Genomic DNA, 13,700 nt, shown 5'->3' with positions numbered 1-13,700 from the left:
GCTGAAGCGGTGCGTGCTCATTGGGCTGTAGAAAATAGCCTGCATTGGGTGTTAGATGTCTGTATGGCTGAGGATGCTTGCCAAATTTATCAAGACCATGGTGCTGAAAATTGGGCTATGTTACGACAAGCCGCATTGAATATGCTTAGAAGTGAACCTTCAAAGGGAAGCATACCAGCTAAACAAAAACGAGCCTGGATGAAAACAGCATACTTAGAAGCAGTATTACAAGCTGGATTCAGTGATGTGGCTAATTAATGAACACTCATGCGGTTGCCCTGGACGTCAACCTCTTTAAAGTGAGTGTGATCTTATATTCATAATAGCTTATGAAAATAAAAAAGCCCACGGTTTCAAGTGGACTTTTATTCAAGCTTTTCTGCCATCTTTTAATCAAAATCAGATAAGATTTCAAATAAACATATCAGGGCCTGTTAACGATTAACATCAACCACAACGCGGCCGCGCACTTTACCGCCCATCAACTCGCTCGCCACATTTAAGGCTTCGGTTAAACTGACTTCCTGGACAATGTCGTCAAATACCGCGGGATCAATAATATCAGCCAAACGTTGCCAGGCTTCTACTCTATCGGAAATCGGTCGCATAACACTATCTACACCAGCAAGGGTAATACCACGTAAAATAAACGGAGCCACACTCGCAGGTAAATCCATGCCTTGGGCGAGCCCACAAGCGGCAACGGCACCGCCATATTTAGTACTGGCACATACGTTAGCTAACGTGTGGCTGCCAACAGAATCAACGGCACCCGCCCAACGCTCTTTAGCTAATGGGCGGCCGGGTTCAGACAGTGTCGCCCTATCGATAATGTCACTGGCGCCGAGTTTTTTAAGATAATCACTTTCATCGACTCGGCCAGTAGATGCGACGACGGTGTAGCCTAGTTTGGCTAAAATAGCGATAGCGAAACTGCCTACGCCGCCATTCGCACCTGTTACTAAAATTTCACCTTTATCTGGTGTGACACCATTTTTCTCAAGCGCGATAACGCATAGCATCGCCGTATATCCCGCGGTACCAATCGCCATAGCCTGGCGCGGTGTAAATCCGTTTGGTAAGGCAATAAGCCAGTCGCTTTTTAAGCGCGCTTTGGTCGCTAAACCGCCACAATGAACTTCGCCCACACCAAAACCGTTTAATAATACCGTGTCGCCAACCTTAAATTTATCACTGTCACACTGCTCAACAATGCCGACTAAATCAATACCTGGCACCATGGGAAAGCTGCGAACAACTGGCGCTTTACCCGTAATAGCCAGGGCATCTTTGTAGTTTAATGTGCTATAGAGCACCTTAACGGTCACATCACCTTCTGGTAAAACAGACTCATCAACATTCTTAACGGTAGTGCGATAACCTTGCTCATCTTTTTCAATTAACATTGCATTAAACATGATTCACTCCTAATTTAGACTGATCGTCTATTAATAGTTAAAAAATTTTGCGTTTACATTTTTCTTGGTAATGCCGCCATGAAGAGATCGCAGAAATTATCTAGCGGTGCGCCATGTTCCACCAACTTAGCGCGACTCACTGCGCCTTCCCAACCAACCCAAAAGTTCTCTGCTAATAATTGGCAGTCAGCATCAGCAGCGATTTGCCCCTGCGCTACGGCATCTTCAAGGCAATTTGCTAAACAATTTTGCCAACCAGCAAATATAGTAATTAATTGTGGTCTAAAGCTTTCAGGTAACATGCCAATCTCCTGGCCTAAATTACCTACTAGGCAACCCCGTTTAAATTGATAACGGGTCATACCGGCTTTGGCATCTGCAACAAAATGGCGGATCCGAACCAAAGGGTCATTCGATTCATCCAACAAATGCGTTTTTAATTTAGCCAAAAAATAGTCCGCATAATGTTGCAACACAACCTGACCAAACATCTCTTTACTGGCAAAGTAATGGTAAAAAGAACCTTTAGGCACCCCTACTTTTTTGAGAATAGGCTCAATCCCCGACGCAGAAAATCCATGCTCAGTTAATTGTTCTAGACCACTGCGAATTAATGCCGCGCGAGTATCAGGATTGTCTCTAACGACTTTTGGCGGTCTGCCTCTACGAGGTGTGGGGTTATTTACATTCATCCAAGCATATTAGACTGACCGTCTAGTTAAATGCAATCATTAATCTCAAAAATGTTAATAAACACGATATTGTTGCCATCGTTTACCTGTAACCCACGTACAGCCTAAAACACTAACAATAAATGACATTCTTATTTAATTACCATTAAAATTATTTGAACTATAACAATTAAAAAATTATTCATTTAATTTAGTACCAATATTTCGAACCTTTTCTCAACCTTAAATGACTAAACGCCCCCTTAACATTATCTAACTCGACAATAAAACCAGCCATTAATCGCCCCATAACAAGTTAACTATTTAACGCCAAGAGCCTGTATTGATTGTGCTTAACGCGATAAACATTCATAAATATTCCCTTATCAATGAACTTGGTAATTGATCAACCTTACCATGGCGACTCATTTGTAAACCACACAGCGCTCTTGCAGAATACCTCGGAAAATTAGTGGTAAAAGTATAATAAAGAGTTAAACACCGAGTATTAGATTGGAAATACAGCACTAAATCGTGTTAATATAATTAGACCACTAACCAATTTAGTGGTTTTTTTATTGTTATTTATACCGATTCGCTAGTATCACATGATTGAATAACACGAATTACACGCTCAGGAGGGCACAATGTCAGCAGACATTCAGACGGAAGAAAATCTCATCACTCAAGTTTGGAATAAATCAGTACTCAAACTGAAAGACGCCACCCAATTACTGTGCTTATTTGCTATTTTAAGTACCTATCTCTTTGTCATGTTGAAACCTAACGAGATTCAAAATAACAAAGCGTTAGGGGGCCAGTAGTTCATGCATTACTTAACCTACGTTTCGTTAGCTATCTATTTTCTGGTCATGCTTGGCATCGGTTTGTTTGCCTACAAGCAATCTACCAGTGATGTATCTGGATATATTCTTGGCGGCCGCAAGGTTAGCCCGCAGGTTACTGCATTATCTGCTGGCGCATCTGACATGAGTGGTTGGATGTTAATGGGTTTACCTGGCGCGATGTTTTTGGTGGGTTTCGAAACCATCTACATTGCACTGGGCTTATTAATTGGTGCCTTAGTGAATTACCTTATTGTGGCGCCGAAGCTGAGGGTATATACCGAGGTTGCAAATAACGCACTCACTATCCCTGAGTTTTTCGCTAAGCGTTTTCACGCGCCAAACAGTAATGTTCGTATTATTGCAGCGGTCATTATTGTGATTTTCTTTACCCTTTACACTTCAGCAGGGTTAGTTGCTGGCGGTAAATTATTTGTTTCAGCATTTGATTTAAATTATGAATTAGGTCTTGCCGTTACCTTGGGAGTGGTTGTTTCATATACCCTGTTAGGCGGCTTTTTAGCGGTTAGCCTGACTGACTTTGTACAAGGCTGTATCATGTTTGTAGCATTAGTCTTGGTGCCAGTAGTGGCTTATCAAGAGTTTACAACTGCAGACAAAATGATGAATTTTGCCTATGAGTCTATTCCGCACTTCTCTGAAGGCATGCAAAACGTCACCCTATTAGGCTTAATTTCTAGCTTATCGTGGGGCCTAGGATATTTTGGTCAACCCCATATTATTGTTCGTTTTATGGCGATTCGTTCTGTTTCAGACATCAAAATAGCGCGTCGAATTGGCATGAGTTGGATGACCGTCACCATTATTGGTGCACTGGCAACCGGCCTTGTGGGTATTGCCTATGCTAACAAATTCGACATGAAGCTAAGCGATCCTGAAACCATTTTCATTGTGTTTTCTGAATTGTTATTCCACCCGATGATCAGTGGCTTTTTATTAGCGGCAATTCTCGCGGCGATTATGAGCACCATTTCATCTCAACTATTGGTGTCTTCAAGTTCACTGACTGAAGATATTTATCGTGTAGTTTCTAAGAAAGAAGCGACAGAACAAGAAATGGTCAAAATGGGCCGTTATGGTGTAGCTGGCGTTGCTGTCGTGGCAAGTTTGTTAGCGCTTGACCGTTCAAACAGTATTTTATCTCTAGTCAGTAATGCCTGGGCAGGATTTGGTGCAGCCTTTGGCCCACTCATCCTATTTAGCCTATACAAGCATAACTTAACTCATAAAGCGGCTGTTGCCGGCATTATTTCTGGTGCTGCAACCGTTCTATTTTGGATATATGCGCCAGTACTTGCCGACGGAAAAGTACTATCGAGCGTGATGTACGAAATGATCCCAGGCTTTATTGTTAGCAGTGTTGTGATTTGGGTGACCAGTGCAATCGATACCGAACCTTGCGAAAAAACAGTTGATACCTTCCATGAAGCCGGCCGCGTATTAGCTGAGCAGAAATAACCGAGAGAATATAATGTCAACTTCACATTGGAAACGCATTGTCATTAAAGTCGGCAGTGCACTTATTGCGCCTAATCAACAGGGCTGTAGCAGTCGTTATCTATTGGGTATTGCCCAATTTATTGCAACGTGTCGTGCCCAGGGCTGCCAGGTCGTATTAGTGTCATCTGGCTCAGTTGCCGCTGGTAAGCATCGATTCCAAGATACAGCAGAGCCAAGCGTATCGCTTAAAAAAGCCATGGCAGCTGCAGGTCAAGCTGACATGATGGCCACTTGGGATAAGTTATTTGACTTTCCTTCGGCTCAGCTACTGGTGACTCATGGCGATCTTCGTGATCGTGAGCGTTATGTCAGTATTAAAGACACCATTTTTACGTTGCTAGACCACGGTTTGTTACCCATCATCAACGAAAATGATGCCGTGACAACCGACAAGTTACGTGTAGGAGATAATGATAATTTATCTGCAATGGTTGCTGCGGCGGCTGATGCAGATGCGCTGATTATTTGTTCTGACGTAAAAGGGTTATATACCAAAAACCCTAATTTGCATGATGACGCTAAACTGATAAAACAGGTTAGTGACATAAACGAAGACATTTATGCGATGGCAGGCGGCGCAACTAGCAGTGTCGGTACGGGCGGAATGCGTACCAAAATCCAGGCGGCGGAGAAAGCGATTTCGCACGGGATTGAAACCATGATTGTAGATGGGTTTGATGCAGATACCTTTAACCAGCTATTGAAAGGCCAAAACCCAGGTACATTATTCACTCCTTACGACGAACCAATGCAAGAACACTTACATTGGATGACACATACCTCACAGGTACAGGGCGAATTAATTGTTGAAAACGATTTTGACGCTAACCTTGAAGAACATGATACGCAACTCACCAGTGACGATGTAGTGGCTGTTAAAGGCAACTTTTCCGTCGGTGATACTGTATTAGTGCGCAAAGGCGATGGCACTAAATTGGCAAAAGCCAAATCAAATTACAGCAGTTGCTTACTTCACTTTATTTCTGATCAAGAAGACCGCGAGTTTGCCAATAATGCGCAACAGAAAACCGGACCATTGATTTCAGACAAGAACATCGCCATTTTGGAGCAAATATGAGCTTGATTAAGACCTTATCTCAAAATGCCGCTATTGCAGCACAAACACTTGCTGTATTAGATGAGCAAGTAAAAAATACTATTTTACTCGACATGGCCCGCGCTCTTCGCGCACACAGTGATGAAATTATTAAGGCTAACAAATTAGATTTAGCCAATGCAGAAAGTGCCAACATGGGCTCAGCAATGTTAGACCGTTTAACCTTAAATAACGACCGCATTGAATCAATGGCCGCTGGCATTGAAACCGTGGCATCGCTTCCCGATCCTGTAGGCATTCAACGCGATCTAGGTGACAGACCCAATGGCTTAAGCATTCGTAAAATGCGCGTACCATTAGGTGTTGTGTGTATGATTTACGAAGCACGCCCAAATGTGACAGCCGATGCCGGTGCCTTATGCTTTAAATCAGGTAATGCGGTTATTTTACGTGGCGGTAAAGAAGCGCTGCACTCAAGTAAAATGATTGCCTCTATTTTGCAAAAAGTGCTCGAGGTGTATCAGTTACCACCCGCCCTCATCACGGTAGTGCCAGATCCTGATCGCGCCTTAATGATGGAACTGATGCAACAACGCGAGTATATCGATGTGATTATTCCACGTGGCGGTGAAGGGTTAATTAACTTTGTCACCGACAACAGTAAAGTGCCCGTTATTCAGCACTTTAAAGGTGTTTGCCATTTATATGTTGATAAGGATGCTGATCTCGAGATTGCAATGGCATTATTACTCAACGGTAAAACCCAACGTACCGGTGTATGTAATGCCCTAGAGGGACTGATTGTTCATCAAGATATTGCAACAGCTTTTTTACCAAAAGTGGCTCAAGCATTAGCTGAACACAAGGTAAGGATTAACGCATGCCAGCAGGCTAAATCATACTTTGATGCTTGTAACGTCATGAATGATGACGACTTTGGTCAAGAGTATTTAGACCTCGAAATTGCTATTAAGCAAGTAGATGACTTCGACGGTGCGATTAACCATATTCGTCGTTTTGGTAGCCACCATACTGAAGTGATTTGCACTCAAAATGACGTTACCGCCGCACGTTTTCAACGCACAGTTGATGCCTCTGTAGTGATGGTGAATGCATCATCTCGCTTCTCTGATGGCAGTGAGCTGGGTCTTGGCGCTGAAATTGGTATTGCTACCAGCAAGCTGCATGCTTACGGTCCTATGGGACTTGAGTCACTTACCACCGAAAAGTACCTTGTAAGTGGTGTTGGCCAGGTGCGCGCATAATCTTATCTAACATCAGTCTGTTAACACAAACTGATAAATACAAGCCGATAATAGGGTGATAACCCTATAACAGTTCTTGTTTAATTAGCTTTAATAAAAAGGTCTCTCGTTCTATCGAGAGGCCTTTTTGTTGCTGTTTGCCATAGTGTCGAGATTATGTTGAATCGCGGCATCAATATCCATCCACACTGGCACCATGCCATTATTTATTTCATGAGCCTCAAACTGGGTTTCCCCCAGCTCGTCAGCAATATTGCACACATAACAGTAAGACAGCATGTTTACCGACTCAAAGCCATCTCTGCGCCACGGACGATATTCTTGATATAAGCCAAACGGAATGACATCACCCACTACTTGCGCGCCGGTTTCTTCTAATACCATTGCGCGTTAGTAAGTGATTTCTCAGCGAGAATTTAAAAGGGCTTAAACAAGGCGAATGACTGAATGAATAGTTATTCTCTTTCGAAGTCATGCAACGCAGTGTAAGCCCTTTTAAAACTCGCCTGAAAGGAATGCCCCCAGCGGCTTTTGCTCTGCGTTCTCGCTATTTGAAAGGGAACAACCATTACTACATAGCGACGCCTTAATCAAAAACCGCTGGACGCATTCTGAGTGCGTCACTTATTAGTGCGGAATGGTATAACTCACGAATTAAGCCCTGCTCAATATGCTCACCGTCATCAACTCCACCACCGGGTAATGAATAGTCATGATAGCGTTGAGTAAATACCCAATCGACCTGAAGATACGTGTTTCAGAGCTTCACCGTGTTTTCAATACTAGGCGCGTTAATGTAGTAATGTAGGTACCTTAAAAATTAGCGCAACAACGTAGTGGGAACACGGTGAAACTCCCAGAGGGCAAGTTTTACACGCGTTTATGCTGTTGCTTTTGTTAATTTAGCTGATTTTGGAAAGGGAACAACCATTCCCCGCAATCAATGCCTTGCCTAAACGCGTGTAAATTCTTGCTGAAATCGAGCATCTTCAGGTTGATTGGGTATCCAACATCAAAATCTGATTACCGCGCAGCACAATCGCTCGTGCGGCCAAACGCGTTAGCATGGTCGATGGATTATTATTGATGAAATCGACAGGCGTTTCAGGATGATAACGGGTAGTTAAATGGCGCATAATTTGTGAGTTATAACTTGGGGTTAAATCAAAAAACGCATCATATGTTGCTAGGCACTGCGATTCAACAATCAAGATAGTTCAACCCGCGATTGCTTATCTTCAGCCTTAGTGGTTATGCCTCCACTCACTTATAGCCAAAGAACGCTAGCCTCGATTTAAGTAGCATTAATCTAGCCCAGACTTGGGCTTATAAGCAAAGTTGCCTGATAGGAATAGTGGCAGCGCCAATACACACTGGGTATTTTTCAACACCAGAAACCACAATTTTAGGCAGGGGACGTTTCGCGCCACGCCTAAATTGAGCATACACATCAGTACGCGCTATCACCTTTTGCGCCAACGCTTTAGGAATATGACCGCCAATAATAATGGCTTCAGCGTCCAACAAGGCTGAACAGCAGGTGGCAACTAAATCAAATGAATCTTGTACTTTAAAGACCCATTCTTCAACACCCGGGCTGTCGACGTCAAAGTCATCATTCATTTCATAAATAGACGGCACTTCAACACCGTTCTTTTTAAGAATACGTTTCAATAACTCTAAATTAGGGTGGGCGTATAACTTAGGGGGCAACATATCGCCCAACTCACCAGCATTGCCGTAAGTGCCAAGTAACACTTCAGATTTATTGACAATACCCCCACCAAATGCTGATGACACAAACAAATAAACAAAGTTTTTATAATTGCGACCAACACCCGCAACGCCCTCACCTGCCGCGGCACTGGTGCCATCATTAAGGATCCATGTGGGTAATGAGAAATGGCTGGAAATTAACTCTACAATATCAATTTGCGACCACTCTTCTAACATGTGATGAGTGTTCATTTTACCGTCCATTGAGCTAAAAAATCCCGAAATACCAACCCCCATACCCAATACTTTCTCTGGATTGATGTTGCATTCTTTGGTTATTTTAGCCACTAACTTTTCTGCACAACTGAGTACATTTGCAATACTCATATCTGACATTTCTTCAAGGTGAGCTTCAATCACATTGCCAGAAAAGTCCATCACTGCAACGCTAATTGCATCGAGTAAAATAGACAACCCAAAGCTGTAAGCATATTCAGGATTCAGTTTGATTCCTGCACCGGGCTTGCCTTTCAAATTAGGTAAAAAAGTATCGGTTTGAATTAGCACGTGTTGTTGTGTTAACGATTTAAGCAAACGAGACACCGTTTGCTGTGGAATTTTGGTTTCACTGATAATACGACTTTGGGTGACCATTTTCTCCCAAAAGACAACACGAATAATATCACGCTCAATATCTTGAAACAGCTTATCGCCTTTGCCTAAGCTAAAACCAGAACGCAATAACTTACTGTTGTTTAATGAAATCATCTGTCATAAATCTACTATTTAATGGATCTTAAGATTACGTGATAACCCCATAAAGAACAACAATAGTGCCACGCTAATTTGTTAAACCTTATATAAAAAATCCATCGCAATCACTGAGTTCAATGACTTGCGACGGACAAGATGGAACATCTATCGTAACTAATATGGTTACTCAGTAGCTCCTAGTGCAATTTATGCAAAAATATGCGGTATTGCTAAACAGATAGCCACCATGGAGGCGAACATCCCAAGTAATAATATCGTGTCTTTACGGGTTAAAATCGACTGCCCCTGGCTGTCGAGTTGTTCGCTCTTATCCTGTAGTTTTACGACTCGAGGAAATGCTCGGCTAGCAATAAAGGCTATCACTGAGGTGACAACAAACCCGATGAAATTCCACCAAAACCAAAATATTTCAGGTAATAACATTGAGATCAATAAGTTGAGTAACACGCCAGAAATTAAGCCAATATTGACATGCAAAGCAGTGCAACGCTTACTCATTACAGCCATGAGGAATACGGCTAAAATTGGACCATAGAATAATGAGCCCACTTTGTTAATGGCCTCAATAATGGTTGGCGCAATATTGCCAGCATACAGAGACAATACTAAGGTGATCACACCCCACACTAGCCCCATATATTTAGCCAATTTTAGATACGATTCTTGCGGTAAGTCTTTATTGGTAATACGACTGTAATCTTCAATGGTCACCGCTGCGAGTGAATTAATGGCAGAGCTAAGTGATGACATTGCCGCTGCCAAAATCGCTACAACGAGTAAACCGATCAGACCATGAGGCAGGTAGTTAAGAATAAATACTGGCATCATCCAGTCTGGGTTATCACTGGGAATTTTAGCTAAAAATGTCGAATCACTCATCGCTAAGGTGCCAACGATTAATCCTGATAAGCAATAAAGCAAAGTGATCGGAAAACGCACCACACCGTTAGCTAAAATCATATACCGTAAGTTTTGGGTGTTTTTAGCCGATAATGCACGCTGAGCCTGGGTTTGGTCACAGCCATAATAAGATGCATATAACACCACACCACCAAAAATCATCGGTAAAAAGCCAAAACCATCACCACTAAAGCCAACAGATTCAAACTTAATCGCGGTTAAACGGCTAGAGTCGACATTGGCTAAAAAGGTATCTACGCCACCTAAGTGATACAAACCAAATCCAATACATGCAATCGTACCTAATACAATAATCACCATCTGTATCGCATCACCATACACTACAGCTTTCATGCCGCCTTGTAATGAATACAACACCGTAATCACACCCGTTAATAAAATAGCCTGCCAGGCTTCTATGCCCATGGTGCCTTGTAAAATCAGTGATACCGCATAAATCATAATGCCAGTGGCAAATGCCCGGCTAAATTGAAATACAATACTAATTAACACACGAGTTGAACGACCAAAGCGCATCTCAAGGTAATCATAAATACTCACAACACCAGCGCGGTACAATTTAGGTAAGATTGTGGCTAAGAGTAAAATCATGGCCAACGGCACCCCAAGCTCATACGACAACCATTGCATGCCGCCGCCTTCACGTAAGCCGACAAACGCAGGAGCAGAGACAAAGCTAATCGCCGACAGCTGAGTGGCCATCACTGATAAGGCTAATGGTTTCCAGCCTAAGCTTTTACCCCCTAAAAAATAATCACTTTTATTGGTTTGGGTTCTAAACATAAACCCCATGACCAACAAAGCGGCTAGGTATAAAACGACAATCCCATAATCGATGATATTCATATTATTATTCGCATATATGCCAGACGAAAAAACCACACCGTCTAAAAAAGGAAATCTTGGTTACATTTGCTATGCCGTGTCGTTACCACGGTGCAATATAACCAAGTGAATAGGTTGTTTTAATTAACCTAGGGTTTCGCTATGTCCACCCTAGGCTTGAGACTCGTTAAAAGTCATACTTTAGTCTTAAAGTGACACGTCTTGGTAAAATGGGTCGGCCAACAAAGTAAGCGTCATCCGCACTTTGATTATTGCCTAAACGTGGTGAGCCTTCAGTAATACCATCAGAATCAAACACGTTAAACACACCAATACTCAAACGTAGCTTCTCATTATCAGCAAAGCGCCAGTTATAACCCGCATCCAGTCTAAATAAATTGAATGAATCAAGCTGTACACTGTTAGCATCGTTGGCGTAGTTGTCTCCGACAAAGCTGTGATAAAGCGTGGCATCCCAATCGTCAGTGGTATAACCAATAGAGGTGTTAATCATTAAGTTAGGCTTACGACGCAGTTCATTACCTACGATACTTGGGTCTGAATCAAACTTTGTAAACTCATGATCTGTGTAGGTTAAGTTGGCATCCAAGTTCCACTCATCTGTAAGGTCATAATGGCCTGTTAGCTCTACACCGGTTGCTTTAGTCGACTGCATAACAGGTAGTTCAATCACGCCGCCTAAACCATCATTCACAAAGTCAACGCTACGTCGATCGGTTAAATCGGTTCTAAATAGCGCCACGCTACCGTTAAAGTCGCTATTAAAGAACTTAACGCCAATCTCCCCTTGTTCAATGATTTCGGCTTCATACTTAGCAGGCTGACCTAAAGAGTTAAATTGCACTCCACGCAACTCAGGGAAGAAAAAACCACGTGAAGCGTTAGCATACACATTTAAGTTATCGGTTAAGCGGTATAATGCCGCACCCGATACCGCAAAATCTGATGTCGATACTTCACCGTAAGTAATTTGGCCATTACCTGTGGTGTTAACTTGTAAGTTAGGTGCAAGTGATGGATCGTCATTAATTTGAACAACCTGACTGCCTTCACGATTAATGGTGCCATCGATTTCTTCCCAGCGTACGCCAAAATCAAAAATCCAGTCTTCGTTCTCAACCTGATCGGCAATATATATGGCACGGCGAGTCGCTGCGATAGTCTGATTTGTGTAAGACACTCCAGGGCCACTAACACCATTTTGGGTGTAACTCACGGTTGAGCCAGGTGTGCCGCTTACACTGCCATCGATATCAGTAAAGGCAACATCGACCAAACGAGGTACATTATTAAACTCCCCCAAATAGGTGGTAATTACACTGTCATCATCAGCTTCTGCGTGTGAAAAGAAGGTACCAAAAGTGATGTCATGGCTAAAGTCACCAATTAGCATGCTTTTTATGAGATTAATCTCACCTGAGAAATCTTCTGCTGGACGGTCACGATCCAATACGCGGTTAGCGAACAGTAAATCGTCTTCTGGCAATAGTTGGCCAGAGTCAGTATAGGTAAACGTGGCGTTACTGACATCACCCAAACCACGGGCGCTCAAAAAGTCAGCTTGGGTTTCTGGGACGTTAACAATGCCGTCACCGTCTAAAAACAAGTTAAATTCGTGCTGATATTTCGCATATTTACCGCGGATTAACAACGCATAATCGTTCGCTAAGTCTTTGTTAAAATCAAAAGAAACAGAGCTACCTTTGGTTGACGCGCCATTAGTAATTGGAGACTCATAACGACCATTAGCCGTAGGATAAGACAAGCTAGAAGCATGAGCGGTTTGCAGCGATTCCACTTCCTGGCCATCATTACCGATCAATCGCTCACGACTACTGGCATCAAGCGGAATGGGTAGATAAAATTGTGCCTGGTCGTCAATATACTGTCCATAAACAGTAAAGGAACCAGAGCCATCATCAAACTCTTTGTGAATATTGCCGCGCAGTTGAGTGCCTTTTGTTGGCAAGCCAGTGTCTAGCGGGCCTTCGTCATAACGGTAAAAACCAGATAACGCATAATACAAACCATCATCATTTAGCGGCCCACTAGTGGCAAAATCTAAACGAGTGCGGCTTTGATCCGACATTTCTACCTGAACAGTACTTTGCGGATCGTCTGTACCCACTTTAGAAATGTAGTTAATGACCCCAGCAACAGACCCCGGACCAAATAAGTTGGATACCCCACCACGCACAAACTCGACCCGCTCGATCCCCAAATCGTTGCGGTAATACACGTCAAATGCAGAAGAGTTTAAACCAAAGGTGCTGAATGTCGGCGAGCCGTCATACATTAATGGTGTGAACTGGAATTGACCAGAAGAAGGTAGCCCCCGGACTTGTAAGTTAGTCGCAACCTCACCGCCCCCACCTTCAACTTTAATACCAGGAATGTTACGCAACACATCAGCCTGGCTACTAGAAGATAGCTTGTTAAGCTCGTCTTCACTAATTGCCGTCACCGATTGAGGCGTGTCAGAGATGATACGACCCTTACTCGTACCTGACACAATAATACGTTCGATATTTTTATCTTTTACAGCAGCATCTTGAGTCGTGCCATCAGCCGCAAACGCGCCCTGGGCAATGCATAGGGAAACAATAGAGGCGATCGTTGTTTTTTTCACGGGTATTCTCCATTCTTTTATTGATCAACTTACAGCC

The 13,700-nt window shown here is 42.9% G+C and carries 12 protein-coding genes and 1 pseudogene; 5 read left to right on the top strand and 8 right to left on the bottom strand.

Going from position 1 to position 13,700, the window contains the following annotated elements:
* The coding region (locus GQA99_RS16925; protein ID WP_160055880.1) for an ISAs1 family transposase at positions 1 to 258 on the top strand (258 nt) is incomplete at its 5' end.
* Positions 259 to 434: 176 nt separating this feature from the next.
* Here GQA99_RS16925 and acuI read toward each other — a convergent pair.
* Both acuI and acuR read right to left on the bottom strand, forming a co-directional pair.
* Positions 435 to 1,418 (bottom strand): acrylyl-CoA reductase (NADPH), encoded by a 984-nt coding sequence (gene acuI / locus GQA99_RS16920; RefSeq protein ID WP_160055878.1) that lies wholly within the window; start codon positions 1,416 to 1,418, stop codon positions 435 to 437.
* 53 nt (positions 1,419 to 1,471) lie between these two features.
* The gene (gene acuR / locus GQA99_RS16915; protein ID WP_160055876.1) at positions 1,472 to 2,110 is read right to left on the bottom strand and encodes an acrylate utilization transcriptional regulator AcuR; all 639 of its coding nucleotides are present in this window, start codon (positions 2,108 to 2,110) and stop codon (positions 1,472 to 1,474) included.
* Positions 2,111 to 2,736: 626 nt separating this feature from the next.
* On the opposite strand from acuR, the gene GQA99_RS20605 reads away from it, so the two are divergent.
* From GQA99_RS20605 to GQA99_RS16900, 4 genes are read left to right on the top strand one after another with little or no spacing between them, the layout of a single operon-like run.
* Entirely contained in the window at positions 2,737 to 2,913 is a 177-nt protein-coding gene (locus GQA99_RS20605) for a hypothetical protein (RefSeq protein ID WP_170293566.1), read from the top strand.
* 3 nt (positions 2,914 to 2,916) lie between these two features.
* Positions 2,917 to 4,413: a sodium/proline symporter PutP gene (gene putP / locus GQA99_RS16910; protein WP_160055874.1), complete on the top strand. Its 1,497-nt coding sequence runs from the start codon at positions 2,917 to 2,919 to the stop codon at positions 4,411 to 4,413.
* Between the two features lie 13 nt (positions 4,414 to 4,426).
* Positions 4,427 to 5,533, top strand: coding sequence for a glutamate 5-kinase (gene proB / locus GQA99_RS16905; protein ID WP_160055872.1), 1,107 nt, complete (start codon positions 4,427 to 4,429; stop codon positions 5,531 to 5,533).
* On the top strand, positions 5,530 to 6,777 hold the full coding sequence (locus tag GQA99_RS16900; RefSeq protein ID WP_160055870.1) for a glutamate-5-semialdehyde dehydrogenase: 1,248 nt from the start codon (positions 5,530 to 5,532) through the stop codon (positions 6,775 to 6,777). The genes proB and GQA99_RS16900 overlap by 4 nt, the downstream gene beginning before the upstream one ends.
* A gap of 111 nt (positions 6,778 to 6,888) precedes the next feature.
* Here GQA99_RS16900 and GQA99_RS16895 read toward each other — a convergent pair whose 3' ends face one another.
* The 6 genes and pseudogenes from GQA99_RS16895 to GQA99_RS16870 all read right to left on the bottom strand — a co-directional run bounded on the left by GQA99_RS16895 (position 6,889) and on the right by GQA99_RS16870 (position 13,663).
* The gene (locus GQA99_RS16895; protein ID WP_189386246.1) at positions 6,889 to 7,161 is read right to left on the bottom strand and encodes a hypothetical protein; all 273 of its coding nucleotides are present in this window, start codon (positions 7,159 to 7,161) and stop codon (positions 6,889 to 6,891) included.
* 259 nt (positions 7,162 to 7,420) lie between these two features.
* Positions 7,421 to 7,510, bottom strand: a pseudogene (locus tag GQA99_RS20815) (NUDIX hydrolase); the annotation flags it as partial.
* 256 nt (positions 7,511 to 7,766) lie between these two features.
* On the bottom strand, positions 7,767 to 7,988 hold the full coding sequence (locus GQA99_RS20675) for a hypothetical protein (protein ID WP_189386247.1): 222 nt from the start codon (positions 7,986 to 7,988) through the stop codon (positions 7,767 to 7,769).
* 115 nt (positions 7,989 to 8,103) lie between these two features.
* On the bottom strand, positions 8,104 to 9,261 hold the full coding sequence (locus tag GQA99_RS16880) for an ROK family transcriptional regulator (RefSeq protein ID WP_160055868.1): 1,158 nt from the start codon (positions 9,259 to 9,261) through the stop codon (positions 8,104 to 8,106).
* Between the two features lie 192 nt (positions 9,262 to 9,453).
* The gene (locus GQA99_RS16875) at positions 9,454 to 11,034 is read right to left on the bottom strand and encodes a sodium:solute symporter family protein (protein WP_160055866.1); all 1,581 of its coding nucleotides are present in this window, start codon (positions 11,032 to 11,034) and stop codon (positions 9,454 to 9,456) included.
* Positions 11,035 to 11,200: 166 nt separating this feature from the next.
* On the bottom strand, positions 11,201 to 13,663 hold the full coding sequence (locus GQA99_RS16870; RefSeq protein WP_160055864.1) for a TonB-dependent receptor: 2,463 nt from the start codon (positions 13,661 to 13,663) through the stop codon (positions 11,201 to 11,203).
* Between the last annotated feature and the right edge of the window lie 37 nt (positions 13,664 to 13,700).

This window comes from Shewanella litoralis (assembly GCF_009828585.1).
GTDB classification, from domain to species: Bacteria; Pseudomonadota; Gammaproteobacteria; order Enterobacterales; family Shewanellaceae; genus Shewanella; species Shewanella litoralis.
The sequence above is the reverse complement of the archived record's forward strand: the minus strand, read 5'-3'. Positions and strand labels throughout refer to the sequence as shown.

What these genes read in the sequence shown, in the direction of transcription:
- acuI (WP_160055878.1), bottom strand. Translation starts at nt 1,418, where the DNA reads ATGTTTAATGCAATGTTAATTGAAAAAGATGAGCAAGGTTATCGCACT.
- acuR (WP_160055876.1), bottom strand. Translation starts at nt 2,110, where the DNA reads ATGAATGTAAATAACCCCACACCTCGTAGAGGCAGACCGCCAAAAGTC.
- GQA99_RS20605 (WP_170293566.1), top strand. Translation starts at nt 2,737, where the DNA reads ATGTCAGCAGACATTCAGACGGAAGAAAATCTCATCACTCAAGTTTGG.
- putP (WP_160055874.1), top strand. Translation starts at nt 2,917, where the DNA reads ATGCATTACTTAACCTACGTTTCGTTAGCTATCTATTTTCTGGTCATG.
- proB (WP_160055872.1), top strand. Translation starts at nt 4,427, where the DNA reads ATGTCAACTTCACATTGGAAACGCATTGTCATTAAAGTCGGCAGTGCA.
- GQA99_RS16900 (WP_160055870.1), top strand. Translation starts at nt 5,530, where the DNA reads ATGAGCTTGATTAAGACCTTATCTCAAAATGCCGCTATTGCAGCACAA.
- GQA99_RS16895 (WP_189386246.1), bottom strand. Translation starts at nt 7,161, where the DNA reads ATGGTATTAGAAGAAACCGGCGCGCAAGTAGTGGGTGATGTCATTCCG.
- GQA99_RS16880 (WP_160055868.1), bottom strand. Translation starts at nt 9,261, where the DNA reads ATGATTTCATTAAACAACAGTAAGTTATTGCGTTCTGGTTTTAGCTTA.
- GQA99_RS16875 (WP_160055866.1), bottom strand. Translation starts at nt 11,034, where the DNA reads ATGAATATCATCGATTATGGGATTGTCGTTTTATACCTAGCCGCTTTG.